Source organism: Uruburuella suis (assembly GCF_004341385.1).
Lineage (GTDB): Bacteria > Pseudomonadota > Gammaproteobacteria > Burkholderiales > Neisseriaceae > Neisseria > Neisseria suis.
The window spans coordinates 48,776-71,359 of the sequence record NZ_SLXE01000014.1 but is presented as its reverse complement, the minus strand read 5'-3'; the positions used below and the strand labels follow the sequence as shown (position 1 = coordinate 71,359).

The following is a 22,584-nucleotide window of genomic DNA, read 5'->3' as shown; positions in this document are numbered from 1 at the left end:
GATCGTTTGAAAAGGCATTATGAAAGCGTAGTTGCTTTAGCTTGTATTATGCTATGGCTGCCTTTATGACAAGTAATTGTCAGGACGCCCTAGTAGATTAAAGCTGTTTTACCCGGTTTTCAAAACAAGATAATCAGCAAGCGCAACGCACGAGTTTTTTCAAAGTGGTTTGTCACACGAAATATCGGTTATTTTTCAATCCCACACAAAAGCGGCTTTATATTCCGCCAAACACCACCATCTGTTTGCCGGCATACCTTCCAACCCTTCCAAAGAGCACACCATGACCCTCAAAGCCCGACTCACCGAAGACATGAAAACCGCCATGCGCGCCAAAGACAGCGCCACTTTATCCACCATCCGCCTGGTAAACGCCGCCATCAAACAATTTGAAGTGGACGAGCGCACCGAAGCCGATGATGCCAAAGTGGTGTCTATTCTCACCAAAATGGTGAAGCAACGCAAAGATTCCGCCCAAATTTATGCCGACGCCGGCCGCCAAGACTTGGCCGATAAAGAGCATGCCGAAATCGAAGTGTTAAACCGTTATATGCCGCAAATGCTCTCCGCCGCCGAAATCGAAGCCGAAGTGGCCGCCGCCGTGGCCGCCACCGGCGCCGCCGGCATGGCCGACATGGGCAAAGTGATGGGTGTGTTGAAAACCCGACTGGCAGGAAAAGCCGATATGGGCGAAGTGAATAAACATTTGAAAGCCGCATTGAGCGCATAAGCCACAGGCCGTCTGAAAGCGCTCGAGCAAAGCAGCGGACATTTTACCGTGTGTTGAGATGCATTCAAAATACGCCCGTTTTGTTTTCAGACGGCCTGCACACATCACTCTCTACCGCCTTCAAAATCCTGCCCACACAGCTGCGCAAACGCAAGAAGCACCAATTTTGCCAACCCTTCAGGCCGTCTGAAACCCAAACACCACCATGATTCCATCCGAATTTATAGACGAGCTGCTCGCCAAAGTCGATATCGTCGACATCATCGACGAGCATGTGCCGCTGAAAAAAGGCGGCGCCAACTATATGGCTTGCTGCCCGTTTCACAAAGAAAAAAGCGCCTCGTTTTCCGTGAGCCCGCACAAGCAGTTTTACCACTGCTTCGGCTGCGGCGCACACGGCAGCGCCATCGGTTTTATCATGGAATACCAAGGCTTAAGCTTTACCGAAGCGGTGCAATATCTGGCCGACCGCATCGGCATGGCCGTGCCGAAAACACGCGGGCGCGAAGAAGCACCCGAAGTGCGCCAAGCGCGCAAGAAAAAGCAGCAAACGCTGGAAGAAACCACCGAAGCGGCCGCCGTATTTTATGCAGGCCGTCTGAAACAGGATGCGCGGGCGCAGGCTTATTTGAGCCAGCGCGGGTTATCGCCCGAAATCATCGAGCATTACGGCTTGGGCTATTCGCCCGACGGCTGGCAGCCATTGGCGCAAATATTCCAGCCCTATCCCAACACCGCATTGGTAGAAAGCGGCATGGTGATTGAAAAAGACGGCAAACATTACGACCGCTTCCGCGACCGCATCATGTTTCCCATCCGCAACCCGCGCGGCCAGGTAATCGGCTTCGGCGGGCGTGTGCTCGACAAAGGCGAGCCCAAGTATCTCAATTCACCCGAAACGCCGCTGTTCGACAAAGGCCGCAACCTCTACGGCCTGCACGAAGGCCGCGCCGCCATCAAAGAAGCCGGCCGCATTTTGGTGGTGGAAGGCTATATGGACGTGGTGGCCTTGGCGCAATTCGGCCTCGGCTACGGCGTGGCCGCCTTAGGCACCGCCACCACCGCCGACCACATCAAGCTCTTGATGCGCCAAACCGACAGCATTTATTTCTGTTTCGACGGCGACCGGGCCGGCCGCAAAGCCGCCTGGCGCGCCCTCGAAAACGCACTGCCGCAGCTGAAAGACGACAAATCGCTGCATTTTCTGTTTCTGCCCGAAGCGCACGACCCCGACAGCTACATCCGCGCCCACGGCAAAGCCCAATTCGAAGATGCGCTGCTCAACCAAAGCAAGCCTTTGTCGGCCTATTTTTGGGACGGCCTTTCAGACGGCCTCGATTTAAACACCCACGAGGGCAAAGCCGAATTGGTCAAAACCAGCGCCCCGCTGCTGGCGCAAATCAGCGCCCCCGCATTGGGCTTTTTGCTGAAACAGCAACTGAGTGAATTGGTGGGCATCGACCCGGCCAACCTCGCCCAGCTGCTCGGCCAAGAAGCACCCAAACGCCACATCAAGCAAAAAAGCTACCAGCTGCCGCAGGGCACGGCCAGGCAGCCGCAAATGCCCACGCTGGTGCAAAAACAAATCCGCAGCCTCTTGATAAATCCCGCTTGGGCAGCATATATAGCGCTACCGGAATATCTGCCTTTATCGGGCGACATGGCCTGCCTGGCCAACGTGGCCGAGCTGATACACAGCCGCCCTGCACCGCTCAGCAGCGCACAGATTTTAGAGCACATGCGCGGCAGCGAGCACGAAGCCACGCTCAACCACATTTTCCGGCAGGCGCTCGCCTCGTCCGACGAGCTGGAAAGCAGCAGCGAAGAAGATTGCGAGAGCTTCAAAATGGGCATGCAAAAGCTGTTGAATGAGTTAAAATACGCCCAAATCGAAACACTGAAACAAAAAAGCCGTCAAAACGGCTTGAATGAAAACGAAAAAAAACTGCTGCTGGCCTTATTAATGCCGGCTGCCAAGCTTTAAAACAGGCCGTCTGAACAGAAACCCATACCAATTGCTGCACCGCGCGTCGTCTTGCACCCACCGCAGAACAACCCCAATATGTTTCGTTCAGACGGCATCGACTAAAGATGCCCGAGCGCATTACCCTGCAACCGTTTGACTATTCGAGACATTTATGAGCCAACTTCCCAACCAAAACGACAACGAAGAACAAGACGACAACCGCCCGCTCACCCTCGAAGAGCAGCGCGCCCGTTTGCGCCAGCTCATCATCATGGGCAAAGAGCGCGGCTACATCACCTACGCCGAAATCAACGATGCCCTGCCCGACGACATGTCGGACGCCGATCAAATCGACAACATCGTCACCATGATTTCCGGCCTCGGCATCCAAGTCACCGAGCACACCCCCGATGCAGAAGACATCCTCATGGGCGACAACACCGCCAACATGACCGATGACGATGCCGTGGCCGAAGCCGAAGCCGCACTCTCCAGCGCCGACAGCGAATTCGGCCGCACCACCGACCCCGTGCGCATGTATATGCGCGAAATGGGGCAGGTTGATCTGCTCACCCGCGAAGACGAAATCATCATCGCCAAAAAAATCGAAAACGCGCTGAAAAACATGGTGCAGGCCATTTCCGCCTGCCCCGGCTCCGTGGCCGAAATTTTGGCGCTGATCGAGCGCATCCGCGCTGATGAAATCAAAGTCGACGAAGTGGTGGAAGCCATTATCGACCCCAACGAAGTGCTGCTCAATGAATTGGGCTTAGGGCATCTCGAAAGCAGCGCACCGGCCGAGAGCGCCGAAGTTGCCGAGAACGATGAAGATGCCGACAGTGATGAAGAAACCGACGAAGAAGCCGATGCAGAGGCCATTTCCTCAGCCAATTTGGAAGAGCTGAAGCAAAAAACCCTCGAGCATTTCCGCACCATCGAGCAAGATTACAACAAAATGGTGGCCGCGCTCACCAAGCACGACAGCAAACACGCATCTTATCTCGAATACCGCGACGCTATCGCCGCCAAGCTGCTCGAAGTGCGCTTTGCCACCCGCCAGATTGAAAGCCTCAGCAGCAGCCTGCGCGCACGCGTTGACAACATCCGCAAGCTGGAGCGCGAAATCCGCGACATCTGCCTCAACCATGTGCACATGGATCGCGACTACTTCATCAACAGCTTCTTAAGCCAAGCCACCAACCTGCAATGGGTGGAAGAAGAAGTGGCCAAAGGCCGCGTGTGGAGCAATGCGCTGAGCCGCTTCCGCCACGCCATTATCGAGAAACAAACCGAATTGGCCGAAATGGAAAAAGAAGCGAAAATTTCCATCGAAGAGCTCAAAGACATCAATAAAAACATGGTCATCAGCGAAAAAGAAACCGCTGCGGCCAAGCAGGAAATGATTCAGGCCAACTTGCGCTTGGTGATTTCAATCGCCAAAAAATACACCAACCGCGGCCTGCAATTTCTTGATTTGATTCAAGAGGGCAACATCGGCCTGATGAAAGCGGTGGATAAATTCGAATACCGCCGCGGCTATAAATTTTCCACCTACGCCACCTGGTGGATACGCCAAGCCATCACCCGCTCGATTGCCGACCAGGCGCGCACCATCCGCATTCCGGTGCACATGATTGAAACCATCAACAAAATGAACCGTATCTCGCGCCAATACCTGCAAGAAACCGGCGAAGAGCCTGATTCTGCCAAGCTGGCCGAGCTGATGGAAATGCCGGAAGACAAAATCCGCAAAATCATGAAAATCGCCAAAGAGCCGATTTCGATGGAAACCCCCATCGGCGACGACGACGATTCGCACTTGGGCGACTTTATCGAAGACATCAACAACGTTGCCCCCGCCGAAGCGGCCATGTATTCCAGCCTGCGCGAAGTCACCAAAGACGTGCTCGAAAGCCTCACCCCGCGCGAAGCCAAAGTGTTGCGCATGCGTTTCGGCATCGACATGAACACCGACCACACGCTGGAAGAAGTGGGCAAACAATTCGACGTTACCCGCGAGCGCATCCGCCAAATCGAAGCCAAAGCCCTGCGTAAGCTGCGTCACCCCACCCGCAGCGACCGCCTGAAAAGCTTCCTTGACAGCGAAGAAAACAAGCAGTAAGTTCTTTTTGAAAAACGTGTAAGCATCAAGGCCGTCTGAAAATTTCTTTCAGACGGCCTTTTCTTATTTTGCGCAGTTCATACCCATTCGAAAGAACAACCTAACTGCGTTGGCTCGCCTAGCCGTACTAAGTGCACTGTCTTCGGCTCGCCGCCTTGTTATAGTGGAATGCATAAAAAAGTGATACGGCGGGTAGGTTGGATTGAAAACCCAACAAATCCACAAGCCGTCTGAAACGTTGGGTTTGGCAACCCAATCTACGCCGTTGCAAAATGCAGTTTTGTGTCACTTTTTCTTGCATTTCACTATATCTTATTTTTTCGAATGGATAGCATAGAAAAGCGGCGACAAAAATAAAAAATCCGCGTGAACGCCAATCGTTACGCGGTTTGATGGTGGGCCCGGTCGGTTTCGAACCGACGACCAAGGGATTATGAGTCCCCTGCTCTAACCCCTGAGCTACAGGCCCTTGCTTGCTGCAAAGGCGCTTATTGTATCACAAATAAAGAGAGAGACAAGGCCGTCTGAAAAGCGGATGCGAGCAAACACCTTTCAAGCAGGCTGCCACGCTCACAACGCGATTTCATTTCAATAAATTGAATATAAAAAGCGCACAATATCATTTACAAATCCAACTCTATAATTTTATCTGCTTAAATAAATTTAAATTAGTATTAAATTTTTCATAAATCGCGGATTTTCTTTTTCTTTTGCGCAAACCGGCTCAAATAATCCCACCCTTCAGCCGGCCGGTTTGTTACAATCCGCTTCTTGCTTTGCAAGCACTCAAATCTTGTATTATCCGGCCGCCTGCAGCGGCCTTTTATTTTTGGCTTTTCTTGTTAAACATCATCTTATGAAAAAATCCGCATCGTGGTCTTCTAAAATCGGCTTCATCCTCTCTGCCGCAGGCTCCGCCATCGGCTTGGGCGCTATTTGGAAATTTCCCTACACGGCCGGCACCAACGGCGGGGCGGTGTTTTTCCTGCTGTTTTTGCTGTTTACCGTGTTAATCGGCCTGCCGGTGCTGCTGGCAGAATTCTATATCGGCCGCAAAAGCGGCAAAAATGCGGTGGATGCGTTTAAAACGCTGGCCCCCGACAGCTTGTGGCCGTGGGTGGGGCGCATGGGCGTGGCCGCCTGCTTTATCTTATTGTCGTTCTACAGCGTGGTCGGCGGCTGGGTGTTGGCTTATGTGGTGCATGCGTTTGGCGGCACGGTGCGCCCGGATACCGATTTTTCTGCACTGTTTGCCCAAACCATTGCCAACCCGCTGCATGCGCTCGCTTATCAGGCGTTGTTTATGCTGATCACGGTGGCCGTGGTGCGCAACGGCATTTCAGAGGGTATTGAAAAAGCCAGCAAATATCTGATGCCGGCTTTGTTTGTGATTTTTCTGCTGCTGGCCGCCCGTTCGCTCACGCTGCCTGGTGCCGATGCCGGCTTGGCATTTTTGTTGCAGCCGGATTGGCGCTATCTGAATGCCCACACCATGCTGATTGCGCTGGGGCAATCTTTTTTCGCGTTGAGCATCGGCGTGTCGGCCATGATTACTTATGCCGCTTATTTGGGGCGGGAACAAGATGTGTTCCGCTCGGCCAACAGCGTGATGTGGCTCAATCTGCTGGTTTCCCTGCTGGCCGGTTTGGTGATTTTTCCGGCGGTGTTTGCCTTCGGCTATCAGCCCGATCAGGGGCCGGGCTTGATTTTTGTGGTGTTGCCGGCGGTGTTTCAGCATATTGCGTTCGGCAATTTTCTGTTTGCCGTGTTTATGCTGCTGGTGCTGTTTGCCACGCTCACCTCGGCCTTTGCCATGCTGGAAACCGTGATTGCGGCGGCGATTCACAATAAAGAAGAAAAACGTGCCCGCATCACTTGGCAGGTGGGGCTGGCGATTTTTATTGTCGGCATTCCTTCGGCATTGTCGTTTGGTGTGTGGCAAGAGGTAACCGTGTTCGGCAAAACGCTGTTCGACTTATGGGATTATTTAATTACGGCTTGGATTATGCCGATAGGCGCGCTATGCATCGCGCTGTTTGTCGGCTGGGTGCAGCCGCGCCCGACGGTGCTCGAGCATATGCACAGCGGCAGCAACACGCCCGCATGGCTTGCCCGCATGTGGCACACGGCGCTGCGCTATTTGGCGCCGGTGGCCATTTTGATTGTGTTTGCCAACACTTTGGGTTGGATTTGAGCTTGTTGTCGGCCAAGCAAACCAGCAATAAGAAATATTCACTATAATTATAGTTATAATTAAGCAATATTTACATTGAGATTTAAATTACTCATTAGTAAAAAACCATTTGTCTTGATAGCATACCGCTCATCAGAAATATAAACCGATTATCGAGCTTCATTGTGTTGGTTCGTGCAGTGCACCCATCAGGCCGCTACGGTTAGGAGAATTTTATGAGTATTATTGCCCTGGACATCCATCCCCAATGTAAATTCAGCTGCTTTGCCGCCAACGACAAGCAATGCGTGCACCATCCGCATGAAATTGTGCCCGAGCTCAACTACCAAAGCACTTTTGCCGACAAGCGCGTGCTGGTGGAAAGCCAGCCCGATAATCATCTGCACGATTTTTGCAGCAGCTTTTTCCAGCGCCACGACACCCCACGCTTTTTGCAGGAAAGCGACAGCCATTTCGGCCAATATGTGCAGCATTGCCAAAGCAACGGCCTGCTCAGCGGCCTGCCCAACCCCGCCGATTACGACTACAGCATCGAAACCGACAGCATTTTGCACGGCGCCTGCTTTCACGATACTTGCGAGCATGTGAGCAACGGTTTGGTGCAATGGTTGCACAGCCACCACACCCACACAATCATTGTCGGCGGCCTCACCACCGAGCATGCCGTGCGCAAAACCGTAGAACAATTGTGCCGCATCAAAACTTGGCAGGTGATTGTGAATTTGGGCGCTTGCCGCGGCTACACACCCAAAAGCACGCTCAATGCCATCTACAGCATGCGCGCTGCCGGTGCGCATGTGGTTGCCGATGCTTCGGCGCTGCCGCAAATTTTGGCCGGCAGCCCTTTTGCCGCACGCCGCACCGCTTGAATCCCGCTCATATCTTTGAAACAGGCCGTCTGAAAGCTTTCAGACGGCCTGTTGTTTATATTGGAATGAATGAAAATTTGATACAGATTGCGGAGACAGTAGAATGCATAAAAAAGTGATACGGCGGGTAGGTTGGGTTATAAACCCAACAAATCCACAAGCCGTCTGAAACGTTAGGTTTGACAACTCAAACCACTCCGTTATAGTGCGTGGTTTTGTATCACTTTTCTTGCATTTCACTATAGACATGATTTTAGATGTCTTATTTTTTTATCGGTTTTTCATTGATTTCACTATCGTTTTTCTTTAATTCCACTATAACATCAAGCAGTGGAATACAGGCTTTGAATGACCATCTTGGCGGCCTCACCCAACCTGCACATCAAAAAGGCCGTCTGAAACCTTTGTTTCAGACGGCCTTTGATAGAGCCTGCCGCTTACTCGGCCATTTGCACAGCCTGAATGGCGGTAAGCGCGATGGTGTACACAATATCATCCACCAGTGCGCCGCGCGACAAATCGTTCACCGGCTTGCGCAAGCCTTGCAGCATCGGACCCACGCTCAACACGTTGGCATTGCGCTGCACGGCTTTATAGGTGCAGTTGCCGGTGTTCAAATCGGGGAACACCAACACGGTGGCCTGGCCGGCCACTTTGCTGTCGGGCGCTTTGGATTTGCCCACGCTGGGCACGGTGGCCGCATCGTATTGCAAGGGGCCGTCCACAGCCAGATCCGGGCGTTTTTGCTGCACCAGCGCGGTGGCTTCGGCCACTTTTTCCACCGCCGGGCCGCTGCCCGAAGTGCCGGTGGAATAAGAAATCATCGCCACTTTCGGCTCGATGCCGAAGGCTTTGGCCGAATCGGCCGATTGAATGGCGATATCGGCCAGCTGCTCGGCGGTGGGCTCGGGGTTAACAGCGCAATCACCATACACCAGCACTTGGTTGGGCAGCAACATGAAAAACACGCTCGACACCAAGCTCGCGCCCGGTGCGGTTTTGATTAATTGCAAAGCCGGGCGGATGGTGTTGGCGGTGGTGTGCACCGCGCCGGACACCAAGCCGTCGACATCGTTTTGCGCCATCATCATGGTGCCCAGCACCACGGTGTCTTGCAGCTGCTCGCGCGCCTGATCGGGCGTGAGGCCTTTGCTCTTGCGCAATTCGCACATCGGGCCGACGTATTTTTCGATCAAATCGGCCGGATCGATGATTTCCAGCGAATCGGGCAAGGTAATGTGACGTTCTTTAGCCACGGCTTCCACTTCGGCGCGCGGTGCCAGCAACACGCAGCGGGCAATGCCTTTTTCGTGGCAGATTGCGGCGGCCTGCACGGTGCGCGGCTCGGCGCCCTCTGGCAGCACGATGCGTTTGTTGCCTTTGCGTGCGGCATCCATCATATTCACACGGAATTGCGCCGGCGACATGCGGCCGCCGGGTTTTTTCAGCAGCAAATCGGTGTTGATGATTTTTTGGCTGGAGCCGAAATACACGAGGCCGGTTTTCTCGGCAATGGCGGCACCCGCGCCGGCATCGCCGCCGTCGAGCACAAAGCCCACGGCGGTGCCCGGTGAATGGATATAGGCTTGCTTGGCCAGGTTCAGGCGGTTGGTGACGTGCTCCACATCGTCGGTGTCGGTTTGCATGGCAAACACCACGCTGGCATCAAACGATAAGGCCACATCCAGATTTTTGGTGGAAAGCAGCACGCGCTCGGGGTCGGGCTTGGCGCCTTTAATCACCACATTGGCGGCTTTCAAGGCGGCCACGCAGGTTACCAGCGAATCGAGCCAATCATCGCTTTTGCCGGCGCACACCAGCTTTTCAGCCTCGCCCGCTTCATCGAATGCGCGAAACACCGCAGAATCGGGCAACGCGGCGGCCACAGCTTGGGTAACGGCCCAACCGTCGGCTTTGGTGGAAACGGGTACAACCAATACATTAGCCATAATTTATCCTTTATTTTCCGAGAGAGAAACGATTTTCTTATTATATCATTCTGTTGCGCCACTTTATATCAATCTGCCGGCAGCAACTTCGATTACAACACGCTACATTTGCGGCTTCACCCCGAAATATACAATAGAATAAATACTTTGTAGCGCATTTCTGTAAAATTTATTTATTTCTATTTTAATGATTTAAGTCAAAATCAAGGCCGTCTGAACACTTACCTTATGTTTTCAGACGGCCTTTGGTTTATTGCCAATCAGCTTCTGCAAACCGCAAAAATATCCAAATCGCGTTGATAGGCTTGGGTGTGCACATCGTTGATGCCGAGCACAGAATGAAACCAATTATCGTGCGAATAAGCTTTGTCGGCAGACTGCTTCATGCAGGCGGCGGATACGCCTGTGTGGCGGTACCAATTTTCACTTGCCCAAAAAATCATCGGCACATGGGTTTGCTCTTTCGGTGCCACCGCATAGGGCGCGGCGTGCAGATACATGCCGTTTTCGCCCAGCGATTCACCGTGGTCGGACACATACCACAAGGCGGTGTCGGTATTTTCCTGTTGGCGCAAAAGGTTGATGGTGGCCGCCAGCATGTGGTCGATGTAGAGAACGGTGTTGTTATAAGTGTTGCGCAAGGCTTCTTGGTTGCAATCTTGAATTTGATTGGTGTCGCATGTGGACGTGAATTTGCGCAAATCATCGGTGTAGCGCTGATAATAAGCGGGGCCGTGGCTGCCCATGGTGTGCAGCACAATCACGCCGTCGTTCGGCATTGCCTGAATTTCCTGCGCCAACCCGTTGAGCAACACCATATCCAAGCAGCCCTCACTGCCGCATTGGCTTTTTTCAGCCAATTCGCGCACATCAATATGCTTGATGCGGTCGCACACGCCTTTGCAGCCGCCGTCGTTTTCACGCCAGCTGGTGTAAAGCCCCACGCGCTGCAACACATCCAGCAAGCCTTCTTGATGACTGGCGCGGTTGCCGTTGTAATCGCTGCGGCTCATTTGGGAAAACATGCACGGCACGGAAATGGCGGTGGCGGTGCCGCATGAGGATACGTTGGGATAATTAATCACGTCGTCCATTTTTTTAAGCTCGGGCGTGGTATCCGGCGCACCGGGATTGAGCCCCCAGTTTTGTGCGCGTGTGGTTTCCCCCACCACCAGCACCAACAGGCGTTTGCGCTCATGCACCGGTGCATCGCGCTTGGCATCGGTGGCGATGTGCTCAAACGGGCGGCTGGCGTCATAAATGTTGTATACCGTTTTCGCGCTGGCACCGATAAAGTTGGTTGGCACGATTTGGTGGTTGATGCCTTTATTGTTGCGGAAAAACGAAGCATAGTTTTGATAGCCCACCACCGCCACCGCTGCCACCACCAACACAGAAGCCAGCATGCTCAGCCCGCGCCAGCCCAAGCCTTTATACCAAGTTGAGGCGCGGCTGATGGTAACGCAGCGCGCATACCACACTGCCGGCAGCACACCGGTGAGCAGCACCCAACCGATAAATTTCACCTGCAACCAAGCCGTGGCTTCCGCTTTATTGGTTTGCAGCAGGTTTTGAATCATATCGGAATTGAAATAGATGTTTTGCGTCATCACCGCATAAGATGCGCCCGCGCTGAGCACCAAGAGCAACGGTATCAACACCCGGTGCACTTTGGGCCAAAACAAAAGCTGCATCACAAAATTCATCGCGGCCAGCACAAACAGCGGCATGGTGGCCAAGAGCAGCCAATCATGCCCTGCCGCCGACAGGCTTTTTTGCCAAACCGCCTGCCAAAAGCCGATGTTGAACACCAGCACCGCATAAATACAAAACAGCAACACCGCCCTGTTGCCGGTTAAACGGATACGCATAAACCCTGCCCGTAATAATTCAGTTAATCAGGCGCGGATTATGTGCCGCCAAGATTAAGCCGAGCTTAAAGCGGAGCAATGATTTTCAGATAATTTGAATTTTTATAATATATACACATTTTCAATAAGTTAGAAAGCAGGCCGTCTGAAAGATTTTTATTTGTTTCAATATCCGTTTAAACGACCTGCCCGATATCGGTTAAGATTCGCTTAAGCGGCATATGGTGTAATCGTTTCACAGCACACAGGCTGTATTCCTTCCCAAAATAAATTCTTCTGCCTGCCCGTCTTTGTGATACGCAGGCAGTTTTTTGAATGCTATAGTGTGGCCATCATGCGCATTTTACTGATTGAAGACGACCCCCATATCGGCGACGGCCTCTACCACGGCCTCATCAAACACGGTTTTGCCGTGGATTGGTTTAAAAACGGCCAACGCGGCCGCGATGCCCTCAGCGCCGCACCATATGATGCGGTGGTGCTCGATTTGGGTTTGCCGCAAATCGACGGCATGGACATTCTGGCTTATTGGCGCCAACAGCGGCAGAGCACACCAGTGTTGATACTCACCGCCCGAGACGCCCTGCCCGACCGGCTCGCCGGGCTCAACGGCGGTGCCGACGATTATTTGTGCAAGCCCTTTGCGCTCGATGAAGTGGCCGCACGCCTGCTCGCCCTCATCCGCCGCAGCCAAGGGCGCGCCGATGCCGCCATCCGCTACGGCACGCTCACGCTCGACACCGCTGCCAAAACCGCCACGCTGCAAGGCGAGCCGCTTATCCTCACGCAGCGCGAATACATGCTGTTGGAATTATTGCTCGGCCAGCCCAAACACATCCACAGCCGCGCCCAAATCGAAGACAAACTCTACGGTTGGGATCAGGAAGTGGAAAGCAATGCCGTAGAAGTGCACATCCACCATTTGCGCAAAAAAATCGGCAGCAGCTTTATCCAAACCCGCCGCGGCCTGGGCTATCAAATCGGAGAAGCGCCCTGAAGCCCAATCTAATACCAATTTACCAATTCAAAAAAGCAATCTATAGATGCGGCAATTAATTATTAAATATTCACATCCTCTTACCCGCAGCAGAAACCTGTTCCCTCTCCCGTGGGAGAGGGCAACAAGCCAATGGCTTGTTTGCCGGCATCTGAAAATGTTCAATATTTAATTGCCGAATCAATAATTTAAATCTAATCCATTGTATTTTTCAGGCTTGGTATGAAAAACGCTCTACACGCCACCACCAGCATCCGTCGCCGCCTGCTCGCCTATCTGAGCGGCGGCTTATTGGCTTTGTGGCTGGCCACTGCTTTGGCCAGCGCCGCGGTGGCGCTGCACGAAATCAACGAAATCGCCGACAGCCAAATGAACCAGCTTGCCCGCTCGCTGATGCAAGTGCCACAGGCTGCCGCCGGCAGCACGGCCGATTTGCCGCCGGTCGGTGGAGCCGAGAGCAGCAACAACGGCTTTGCCATTTGGGATAAACACGGCACACTGCTCTTGGCCGATCGCTATGGCCGGGAAATTCCCTTTCAGACGGCCTCAGGCTTTCACAACAACCGAGCCGCATGGCAGGGCAGCGCCTGGCGCTACCTTTATCTGCACGATGAACACAGCGGCCGCACCGTGGCCGTGTCGCAGCGCTTGAAAGAGCGGCTCTCCACCCTCACCAATGCTTTGTGGGTGCAGTTTGCATTCACCTTTTTATCGCTGCCCTTATTGTTGTGGCTGATTGCCCGCGGCATCCGTCGCGGCCTGATGCCACTCGATCTTTTGGCCGGCGAACTTGCCGCGCGCAACGCCCAAAGCCTGCAACCCGTGTCGGAGCAAGTGCCGGCTGAAACCTTGCCGCTGGTGCAATCGCTCAACGCGCTGCTCGCACGCGTGGCCGAAAGCCTTGCGCGCGAGCAGCGCTTCACCGCCGATGCCGCCCACGAATTGCGCAGCCCGCTCGCAGCGCTGAAAGTACAGGCCGAAGTGCTGGCCATGAGCAGCGATGAAGCCGAGCAGCAACACCATCTGGGCAACATCCATGAAAGCATAGACCGCGCCAACCGTCTCACCGAGCAGCTGCTCACACTCGCCCGCCTCGATCCCATGCAGGCGCTGCCCGATGCGCAGCCGATAGATTGGCAGCGCATCGGGCATCAGGCGCTGCAAAGCGTCAACCTGCAAGCGCGTGAAAAACGGGTGCAGCTCAAGCTCGAATGCGCATGCGGTTTCGGGCAGGTTTTTCCGCCGCTGGGCAATGAGGTGCTGCTGCAATTGATGCTGCGCAATTTGCTCGACAACGCCATCCGCTACAGCCCGCCCAACAGCCATGTTACCCTTACACTTGATGCCAACGGCCTTAGCGTGTGCGATGAAGGCCCCGGCATTGCCGCCGAACATCTGCCGCGCATCCGCGAGCGCTTCTACCGCCCGCCCGGTCAAAGCCAACAAGGCAGCGGCTTGGGGCTCTCAATTGTCGAACGCATCGCCGATTTGCACGGCTTGCGGCTGGATTTGGCCAATGCCGATGAGCGCGGATTGTGTGTACACATGATTAAGGCCGTCTGAAAAAAGGCCGTCTGAAAACTTTTCAGACGGCCTTTTAAACAGCTTTATTGCTTGCGATTGTTTAAGCGCTCAATCAATCACACCCAAGGCTTTGAGGCCGTTGAACACGCCGTCTTCTTCCACCGTGGGGCAGATATAATCCACCACGGCTTTCAATTCGGGGCGGCCGTTGCCCATGCCCACGCCGAAGCCCACTGTTTGCATCATTTCGATGTCGTTCAGGCCGTCGCCAAAAGCCATCACGTCTTTCATATCGATGCCGAGCCGGGCAATGGCGGTGGCAATGCCGCGCGCTTTCGAGCCTTGCTCATCCAGCATATCCACCGACTGCTCATGCCAGCGTATGGTTTTCAAGCCCGATTGCTGCGCTCTTGCCGCCACCAAATCATCTTGCTGCTGCGGGTAAAAGCCCAGCATTTGATACACTTCGTGCTTTTTAAAATAATCTTTATCAATCGGATGCTCGGGCAGAATTTCAGCCAATACCACTTCCACCCACGGCAACCGCTCCGACACGGCGATAGTCTGCTCCGATACAAACGCATAAGGAATATTGTGCTCTTCGAAAAAAACCTGCATATCGGCGATTTGCGTCTGCTTGAGCGGGTGCTTTTGCAACACTTCGCCCTGATAGCGGATATATTGGCCGTTGATCATCACCAGCAAATCCATTTCGGCTTCTGCAATCAATTGCTGCACCTTGGCAGGCAGGGCGGCCGGGGTGCGGCCGGTGGCGATGGCGGTGAGGATGCCTTTGGCCTTGAGCGCGCGCATCGCCTGCAAAACCGAGGGGCGCAGCGTGTCGGTGCTTTTGCGGTAAAGCGTGTCGTCTATATCAAAAAAGATGATTTTCGGTTGGTTCATTTTTGCTCTTTTCCGGATGGTTGAAATCAAGTTCACATGCCGATACCGGCCGGTTGAGACGGCCGCAGGGCGTAAAAATTCAGGCAGCCCGAAAGGCTGCCTGAAAATGCAACTGCTTATTTATTGGCCGTTTTGGCCAGCGCAGCACCTTTGCTTTTCAGTGCGGCGGCTGCGGGTTTGGCAGCCGGCGCTTTCATGCCGCGCTCGCTGCGCACTTTGGCAGCCAATTCATCGATGGTTTTCATGCCGGCATTCCAATCGCCGGTGAATTTCACCTGATATTTGCCGCCCACAATCACCGTGGGCGTGCCGCTGATTTGATAGGTGTTGGTCAGCTCTTCCATTTTCTTGGCTTGCGCCTGGTTGCTGAACGAATCATAAGCGGCAATCAGTTTTTGGCCGTCAAAGCTTTTTTGCTGCGCCGCCCATTGCTTGAAAGTGGCTGTATCGGCCAAATTGATTTTCTGCTCATACACGGCTTGGAACACCGCCGAATTAGCCTGATATTTCAAGCCCGATTGATTCACGGCTGCGGCCACGCGCGCCAAGCCCAGCATTTCCGGCTGCCACACCACATGCTCGGTGCGCAGATAAGTGTCGGCGGGGAAAGATTGGGCGTGCTTGAGCAAAATCGGATCAAGATGGTAGCAATGCACGCAGAAATAGCCGAAAAACTCCAGCACTTCGATTTTATCGGCCTGAGCTTGAGGAATCGGCTTGGGCAGCACAGTGTAATCCTGCCCTTCCACCAAAGCGGCGTGGGCATTGGCAGCCAACGCGAGAGCGGCGGCTAAAAATACGGTTTTCAGTTTCATCGGTTTTCCTTTGGTATGCATCAGCCGGCCGCTTTTCATGGCCGGCGAACGGGTTTAGATTAAGTTTCAAGCGGCCTTTTGCGGCGGCCCTTTTAATTCAACAATATTGCCTTCCGGATCGGTGAGATACACCGACAAGCCGAAACCATCGGCACCGTAACGCACCTCGGCAGGCTCAAATGCCATGCCGTGCGCCTGAAAATGGCGGCGCAAAGCCGCTTCGTCAAACGGCTCGATGCGCAGGCAAAAATGCTCCAGATTAGCATGTTGCGGCAAAGGCTCACCCTGCCGCGCCTGCCCCAAGGGCTTATCAATGGGCAGTAAATCGATAATCGACGCACCGGCGCGCAATTGAATCAGCCCCAAATCTTCCAGCTCGCGCTCCAGCGTGCAGCCGAGCAGATCACAATAAAAGTGCAGCATACGGCCTCGGTCGCGGATGCGCAGCACCACATGATCCAGGCCGAGAATGGCAAATGTCATCACACGCTCCTTTACCGCACCGCAAGGCCGTAGCAGCGCTTAGTTGGCGTTGCGGGTGAGGCTGTCCACGCCGTTTTGCTTCAGGGTTTGGCGGGTGCGCTCGGCTTCTGCACGGCTCAGGCGCCCGCTTTGCACGCGATACACCGTTTTGCCGTTTACCGTGGCCTGCACCACACTTGAGGACACGCCCATCATCGCCAATTTAGCACGTTGCGCATCGGCGCTTTGCTGATCGCCAAACGAGCCCATCTGCAAAATCAGGTTGCCGCCGGCAGCCGGTGCCGGTTTGCGCTCGGCTTTTTGAGCAGCTTCTTTTTGTGCCTCTTTGTGGGCTTTTTCAATGCTGCCGCTGTCGAGAATCTGTTCAGGTGAGGGCTTGGCCGCAGGCGCAGGCTTGGTTTTAGGCTTGGGCTTGGCTTCCGCTTTGGGTTGCTGCGTGGGCTTGGCGGCCGGCTTTTCCGCTTTCGGCGCAACCGGCACAGCAGGTGTCACGGGCGCGGTTTGCGGCTCGGACGCGGTTTGTTCCAAAATAAAGCCTTCCAGTACATCCACGCCCGAAGCCGCGAGATCAGAAGCGCTGCTGGCGCTCAGATCGGGCATAGAAGCGCTCTCTTTCGGTGTCAATATTTCCGGCACGGGCGGAGTGATTACCACCGGCTCTTGCTGCTTGAAGCTGTCTTTGCTGCTTCTGTTGAGGAAAAACAAAATGGCGGCAATCACCAGCGTGGCCAAGAGCAAACCCAACATAAAGCCCGATAAGCCTTTGCCGTGTTGTTTATTTATGTTCATTGAAACACCTTAATAGTCATATTGAATACAGGCCGTCTGAAAAAAAGCGGCGGCCTGAAAATATCCGGCCGTGTATTTTAGCAAATTATGCCATGCTCTGCGCACTCTGCCGGCAAACTTACAAAGCTCTACGAAAACTTACTGCGCGCAACACATGGCTGCGCCCCACCACCTCATCGCCGGCCAAATCGGCCAGCGTGCGCGCCACCCGCATAATTCGGTGGAAGCTGCGCGCCGAAAGCGAGAGCTTTTCTAACAATTCGCCCAAGGCCTGGCCGGCCTCTTTACTGACCGCGGCCACGCCGTCCAGTTCCGTTACGCTCAAAGCAGCATTCACTTTGCCTTGGCGCGCATATTGGCGCGCACGCGCCGCTTCTACCCGCGCCAGCACATCGGCGCTGGATTCGCCCGCTTCTTGCTGCATCAATTCGGCGGCGGAGAGGCTGGGCACTTCGATGGTTAAATCGATGCGGTCAAGCAGAGGGCCAGAAATTTTGCTGCGGTAGCGGGCCACGGCATCGGGTGTGCAGCGACACGGCTTCACCGGATGGCCCAGATAGCCGCACGGGCAGGGGTTCATCGCGGCCACCAGCTGGAATTTGGCCGGATACACAGCTTGGCGGGCGGCGCGGGAGATATGGATTTCGCCGTTTTCCAGCGGCTCGCGCAACACTTCCAACACTTTGCGGTCGAACTCGGGCAATTCATCGAGAAACAGTACGCCATGATGCGCCAATGAAATTTCGCCCGGGCGCGGGTCGGAGCCCCCGCCCACCATAGCTGCGGCGCTGGCGCTGTGGTGCGGCGAGCGAAACGGGCGGCTGCGCTGCAATTCTTGCCGGTGCTGCGGCAGCAACGAGCGCAATGCCCACACAGAAATCAATTCTTCTTCATCCAGAGGCGGCAAAATGCCGGCCAGGCGCTGCGCCAGCATCGATTTGCCCGTGCCCGGCGGCCCCATCATCAGCAGACTGTGGCCGCCGGCAGCGGCAATTTCCAGCGCCAGCCGCGCGGTGTGCTGGCCTTTCACATCTTGCAAATCGGGCAGTTTGTGTTCAGACGGCCGCTCTTGAATATCGGGCAAGGCTTGTGCCAAAGGCTCGATGCCGTTGAGATGTGCCGCCACCTGCCCCAGGCTTTCCGCGCCAAACACGGCAATGCCCTGCATCAGCGCGGCCTGTTTGGCATTATCGGCGGGCAGCACAAATGCCCTGCCCGCCTGCATGCCCTGCCAGGCCATAGCCAAGGCGCCGCGCACCGGGCGCAATGCACCGGATAGCGCCAGCTCGCCGGCAAATTCGTAGGCCGCCAATTTATCGGGCGCAATCTGGCCGGAAGCGGCCAACACGCCCAAGGCAATCGGCAAATCGAAGCGCCCCGATTCTTTCGGCAAATCGGCGGGGGCAAGATTAACGGTGATTTTTTTGGCGGGAAAATCGAAGCCGCTCTGCAAAATCGCCGCGCGCACGCGGTCGCGGCTTTCTTTCACTTCGGTGTCGGGCAGGCCGACGATGTTGAACGCAGGCAAGCCGTTGGCCAAGTGGGCTTCCACTTCAACCAACGGCGCTTGCATGCCGCTTAAAGCGCGGCTGTAGATCACGGCTAAAGACATGCGCGCTCAGCAGGCTCAGTCTTTTTGCTCGGGCACGGTTTCTACTTCATCCGCATCCGGCGCAACGGTTTCCACCTGCTCGAGCGGGCTGCCGCCTTCGAGTTTGGCCAGGCGCGCTTCAAGCTCGGCGAGCTTGGTGCGGGTTTTGATCAGCACTTGCTGCTGGATGTCGAATTCTTCTCGGGTAATCAGATCCATGCGGTTAAACGCGCTGCCGAGCATGGATTTCACATTTTTTTCCACATCTTTGGCCGGGCTGTTGGCGATGGTTTCGCTCAATTTGGCCGACACTTCTTCAAAGATTTTTTTGCCGATCATGATGGTATTCCTTGTTGATAAATCGTTGCACCGGCTTATTGTATAGCCATTCAGGCCGTCTGAAAACCGATGCTTGTTATTGCGCGGTAAAGGCCGCTTGAAACACTTTGCCGCCGATGTGGATATCGGCCAGATAATCATGCCGGTTTTGCACGCATATGGGCAGGCGGATTTGCGCCGCCCGCCAAGTGCCGTCGCCCTGGCGCAAGAGCTTGTAGCGGTTAAAACCCATATCCATATCCTGCATGGTGAAGCTCACATACACTTCGGCCACATCGGCCGCCACGCCGCGCACTTCGATATCAAACGGCGCTTTGGCCTGCACCGTGTCGCTGAATTTCACCACCGCACCATTAGGCAACGCGCAGCCCGCATGCACATTGCATTCGGCCGCACTCAGCACCGTGAGCGCCGGCTGCTGCTTCTGCCACCACAAAAGCGCCGCAATTTTCACACCGGCAAACACCAGCAGCAGCACGGCAATCAAGATTTTTTGCTTAGGGCTAAGCTTGGACATGTTCAGACGGCCTCACACTTGCGCAATTTCTTCGGCGGCCACCAATGCGTGTGCGCCCGCTGCGCGCCAAGCGGCGCCGTATTGCGTTAACAAATCAGGCGCAGCATACACCACCAGCGGCATAGATACGCCTTGCGCCAACACAGCCGCCAGCGCTTGGGCGGCGGCCAAATTTTCCACCCGCCACACCACCGCATCGGCATCTTGCACGCGCGGCCATTGCGCTGCCTCATCCATCACCACCCACACGCTCTTGGCGGCCGGCAGCTTGCCGATGCGGCGCAATTCACGCTCTTCGATCAGCACATGCGCATGCCGCGGCTCTGCCATGTCAAACGGCACCACGCGATATTCACCCATGCTGTTTTCGCCGCGCAAGCCTGTGTTCAGACGGCCTGCCAATTCGGTGGGCACCGCCAGCGCTTTCAGCAAAGCGCCATTGGCGGGCAACATCGGCGACACGGTGAAATCGCCGGCCTTCTGCCACGACCATTGCTGCCCTTCTTTGGCCTGCAATTCACCCGACCAATCTTCGGCGGCCACACGAAAAAAGCGCAGATGCACATGCGCATGCTCGTAAGCATGGATTTTGGTGAGCCACGGTATGGCACGGTGGATGGCGATACCCAGCTCTTCGGCAAATTCGCGCTTGAGTGCATCGGTTTCGCTTTCAGACGGCTCGACCTTGCCGCCGGCAAATTCCCAATAGCCGGCATAAGGCTTGCCCTCGGGGCGCGAGCTGAGCAGGTATTCGCCTTGATGATTGAGCAGCACACCGGCCACCACGCGCAGCAAAGGACGTTTATCTGGATTCATGTTTATTTACCGCCAATATTTTCAGACGGCCTCAGCCACCACAAAAGCCACCACCGTATCTTCTTCATCACTCATGCTCAAATGCACATGCTTGATGTCTTTTTTATCGAGCCATTTTTGCAACTCGGGGGCGCAGATAAATTCAGGCTTGCCCCATTCGTCGTGGCCGACGCTGATGGCGTGAAAAGTGACCGGTGCGCGTATGCCGGTGCCCACGGCTTTGGCGAAGGCTTCTTTGGCGGCAAAACGCTTGGCCAGCACTTTCACCGGCCGGCCGATGCCCGGCCAATCGTGCATTTCCAACGGGCTTAAAATGCGCTCGGCAAAGGTTTGGCCGTATTTTTTATACAGCTTTTCAATCCGCTTCACATCAACGATATCGGTGCCGATTCCGTAAATCATGCTCTCTCCTTTGCGATTATTTTGTTTGTTTTCAGACGGCCTTCACGCTCTACTCAATAAGGCAGCGCGCGCGCTTTAAACATCACGTCTTTCATCTGACGGATGGCTTCGGGCAGGCCGAGGAAAAGCGCTTGCGCCATCAGCGAGTGGCCAATGTTCAATTCGTGTATGGCCAAAATTTTCGCCACCGGGCTCACGTTGTGTATGGTAAGGCCATGGCCGGCGTTCACCACCAGCCCCGATTCGCTGCCGAAATGGGCGCCGTTTTCAATGCGCGCCAATTGCTGCGCCCGCTCAGAGGGCGTGGCGGCATCGGCATAAGCGCCTGTGTGCAATTCAATCACCGGCGCGCCAACCTCTTTGGCGGCTTGGATTTGCGCTTCGTCGGCATCGATAAAGAGCGACACACGTATGCCGGCTTGGCTGAGCGTGTGGGTGAAAGCGGCGATTTTTTCTTGCTGCGCCAGCACGTCCAAGCCGCCTTCGGTGGTGATTTCTTCGCGCTTTTCGGGCACGATGCACACATCGGCGGGCATCACTTTGAGCGCGTTTTCAAGCATTTCTTCGGTGAGCGCCATTTCCAGATTCATGCGCGTGCGGATGGCCTGCTTGATGGCAAACACATCGGCATCTTTGATGTGGCGGCGGTCTTCGCGCAAGTGCAGGGTAATCAAATCGGCGCCGTGGGTTTCGGCAATCAGCGCCGCTTCGAGCGGGCTGGGATAAGGCGTGCCGCGTGCATTGCGCAAGGTGGCCACATGATCGATATTAACACCTAAAAGCATGATATTCCTTTCGATATTTTTTCAGACGGCCTGCTTCAGGCCGTCTGAAAGCTTTGCATTTGCTGCAATATCTGCCGCGATTTAATGCCCTCGGGCAAGCGGAAATCGAGCAGCAGGCGGGTGATTTTCAGCGCTTCCTGCAAAGCATCGCCGCCGCTTAAAGCGCCTGCGGCCAGTTGCAGCACGGTGCTGCCCTGCACCGCCACGCCGGCGGCTTCTGCCGCAGCCAGCCCCGCGGCTTCAGCCAGCGGCAGCAGCGGATGCTCGGGGCGCAGCCAATAAGTTTGCGCGGCTTCAACCGGCAGCCCGCGCTCATCATGCTGCAAATCAGGGGCAAAGCCAAGCGCGGTGAGCAGCGCCCATTCGAAGCGGCGCAACGCTGCCACATGGTTGGGCTCGGTGGCGATGGCCGCCATCACGTTGTGCAGCGCATCGTAAAGCGCGGGGTGCGGGTCTTCGCGGGCGGTGAGCTTGAGCACCAATTCGTTGGCATAAAGGCCGCTGAACAAAGCGCGCCCCTGCGGCTGCGGCCAGCCGCCCAGCCATTCGGCTCGGTGCAGCGTTTTCAATTCTTGCGCGCCATACCACGAAGCGCTCACCGGCACAAAGGGCACCAACACGCCGCGCAACTCACTCTGGCGCTTGCGCGCGCTGCGGGCGAGCATGGCCACGCGGCCATAACGGCGGCTGAACATTTCCAGCCACAAGCTGCTCTCGCGCCAAGGCGTGGCGGCAAGCAGAAAAGCGGGCTCGTGGTTGATGCGTTGGGAAGGTGCGGCCATATTGTGCGGGGCGTGTGAACAAGCGTTGATTATACTGCAAGGCTGTTGGCCGCGGCGGGGTTTATCGCCATTCGCCAAAATAATCCGGCGGCGCGGATTGGGTATGCACTTGATGGATTTTTTTTAATCACTCATCGAAA

General features: G+C 55.2%; 20 protein-coding genes and 1 tRNA gene. 7 read left to right on the top strand and 14 right to left on the bottom strand.

Annotation, left to right across the window (positions count from 1 at the left end):
- Positions 1-283: 283 nt before the first annotated feature.
- The 3 genes from EV680_RS06565 to rpoD all read left to right on the top strand — a co-directional run bounded on the left by EV680_RS06565 (position 284) and on the right by rpoD (position 4,818).
- Entirely contained in the window at positions 284-730 is a 447-nt protein-coding gene (locus EV680_RS06565) for a GatB/YqeY domain-containing protein (RefSeq protein WP_165870917.1), read from the top strand.
- Between the two features lie 205 nt (positions 731-935).
- Positions 936-2,714, top strand: a complete 1,779-nt coding sequence (gene dnaG, locus EV680_RS06560) for a DNA primase (protein WP_132953944.1) — start codon at positions 936-938, stop codon at positions 2,712-2,714.
- Positions 2,715-2,868: 154 nt separating this feature from the next.
- A complete protein-coding gene (gene rpoD, locus EV680_RS06555; RefSeq protein WP_132953943.1) occupies positions 2,869-4,818 on the top strand; it encodes an RNA polymerase sigma factor RpoD in 1,950 nt (649 codons plus the stop codon).
- Positions 4,819-5,211: 393 nt separating this feature from the next.
- Here rpoD and EV680_RS06550 read toward each other — a convergent pair.
- Positions 5,212-5,287: transfer RNA gene (locus tag EV680_RS06550), tRNA-Ile, on the bottom strand.
- A 387-nt stretch (positions 5,288-5,674) separates the two neighbouring features.
- On the opposite strand from EV680_RS06550, the gene EV680_RS06545 reads away from it, so the two are divergent.
- Both EV680_RS06545 and EV680_RS06540 read left to right on the top strand, forming a co-directional pair.
- A complete protein-coding gene (locus EV680_RS06545) occupies positions 5,675-7,012 on the top strand; it encodes a sodium-dependent transporter (protein WP_132953942.1) in 1,338 nt (445 codons plus the stop codon).
- A gap of 215 nt (positions 7,013-7,227) precedes the next feature.
- Positions 7,228-7,881: a cysteine hydrolase family protein gene (locus EV680_RS06540; protein ID WP_132953941.1), complete on the top strand. Its 654-nt coding sequence runs from the start codon at positions 7,228-7,230 to the stop codon at positions 7,879-7,881.
- A 437-nt stretch (positions 7,882-8,318) separates the two neighbouring features.
- Here the strand turns inward: EV680_RS06540 and pta are convergent, their stop codons facing one another.
- On the bottom strand, positions 8,319-9,830 hold the full coding sequence (gene pta, locus EV680_RS06535) for a phosphate acetyltransferase (protein WP_132953940.1): 1,512 nt from the start codon (positions 9,828-9,830) through the stop codon (positions 8,319-8,321).
- A 260-nt stretch (positions 9,831-10,090) separates the two neighbouring features.
- The gene (locus tag EV680_RS06530; protein ID WP_132953939.1) at positions 10,091-11,701 is read right to left on the bottom strand and encodes a phosphoethanolamine transferase; all 1,611 of its coding nucleotides are present in this window, start codon (positions 11,699-11,701) and stop codon (positions 10,091-10,093) included.
- A gap of 334 nt (positions 11,702-12,035) precedes the next feature.
- Between EV680_RS06530 and EV680_RS06525 the strand changes: the two genes are divergently transcribed.
- Positions 12,036-12,698 carry a response regulator gene (locus EV680_RS06525; protein ID WP_132953938.1) on the top strand — a complete coding sequence of 221 codons (663 nt, stop codon included), beginning with the start codon at positions 12,036-12,038 and terminating at the stop codon, positions 12,696-12,698.
- Between the two features lie 222 nt (positions 12,699-12,920).
- Positions 12,921-14,261 carry an ATP-binding protein gene (locus tag EV680_RS06520; RefSeq protein ID WP_132953937.1) on the top strand — a complete coding sequence of 447 codons (1,341 nt, stop codon included), beginning with the start codon at positions 12,921-12,923 and terminating at the stop codon, positions 14,259-14,261.
- Between the two features lie 69 nt (positions 14,262-14,330).
- Here EV680_RS06520 and EV680_RS06515 read toward each other — a convergent pair whose 3' ends face one another.
- The 11 genes from EV680_RS06515 to recO all read right to left on the bottom strand — a co-directional run bounded on the left by EV680_RS06515 (position 14,331) and on the right by recO (position 22,444).
- Complete coding sequence (locus tag EV680_RS06515; protein WP_132953936.1) at positions 14,331-15,125, bottom strand: Cof-type HAD-IIB family hydrolase; 795 nt, start codon at positions 15,123-15,125, stop codon at positions 14,331-14,333.
- A gap of 116 nt (positions 15,126-15,241) precedes the next feature.
- Positions 15,242-15,940, bottom strand: a complete 699-nt coding sequence (locus EV680_RS06510; protein WP_132953935.1) for a thiol:disulfide interchange protein DsbA/DsbL — start codon at positions 15,938-15,940, stop codon at positions 15,242-15,244.
- 66 nt (positions 15,941-16,006) lie between these two features.
- Positions 16,007-16,423, bottom strand: a complete 417-nt coding sequence (locus EV680_RS06505; RefSeq protein WP_132953934.1) for a VOC family protein — start codon at positions 16,421-16,423, stop codon at positions 16,007-16,009.
- 39 nt (positions 16,424-16,462) lie between these two features.
- Entirely contained in the window at positions 16,463-17,212 is a 750-nt protein-coding gene (locus EV680_RS06500; protein WP_132953933.1) for an SPOR domain-containing protein, read from the bottom strand.
- Positions 17,213-17,330: 118 nt separating this feature from the next.
- Positions 17,331-18,824, bottom strand: a complete 1,494-nt coding sequence (locus EV680_RS06495) for a YifB family Mg chelatase-like AAA ATPase (protein WP_132953932.1) — start codon at positions 18,822-18,824, stop codon at positions 17,331-17,333.
- A 15-nt stretch (positions 18,825-18,839) separates the two neighbouring features.
- Positions 18,840-19,142, bottom strand: coding sequence for an accessory factor UbiK family protein (locus tag EV680_RS06490; protein ID WP_341539394.1), 303 nt, complete (start codon positions 19,140-19,142; stop codon positions 18,840-18,842).
- Positions 19,143-19,218: 76 nt separating this feature from the next.
- Positions 19,219-19,659, bottom strand: a complete 441-nt coding sequence (locus EV680_RS06485; protein WP_132953931.1) for a hypothetical protein — start codon at positions 19,657-19,659, stop codon at positions 19,219-19,221.
- Between the two features lie 12 nt (positions 19,660-19,671).
- Positions 19,672-20,475, bottom strand: a complete 804-nt coding sequence (locus EV680_RS06480) for an NUDIX domain-containing protein (protein ID WP_132953930.1) — start codon at positions 20,473-20,475, stop codon at positions 19,672-19,674.
- 21 nt (positions 20,476-20,496) lie between these two features.
- Positions 20,497-20,877 carry a holo-ACP synthase gene (gene acpS / locus EV680_RS06475; protein WP_132953929.1) on the bottom strand — a complete coding sequence of 127 codons (381 nt, stop codon included), beginning with the start codon at positions 20,875-20,877 and terminating at the stop codon, positions 20,497-20,499.
- Between the two features lie 53 nt (positions 20,878-20,930).
- The gene (pdxJ, locus tag EV680_RS06470) at positions 20,931-21,662 is read right to left on the bottom strand and encodes a pyridoxine 5'-phosphate synthase (RefSeq protein WP_132953928.1); all 732 of its coding nucleotides are present in this window, start codon (positions 21,660-21,662) and stop codon (positions 20,931-20,933) included.
- A 35-nt stretch (positions 21,663-21,697) separates the two neighbouring features.
- Positions 21,698-22,444: a DNA repair protein RecO gene (recO, locus tag EV680_RS06465; protein WP_132953927.1), complete on the bottom strand. Its 747-nt coding sequence runs from the start codon at positions 22,442-22,444 to the stop codon at positions 21,698-21,700.
- Positions 22,445-22,584: the final 140 nt, after the last annotated feature.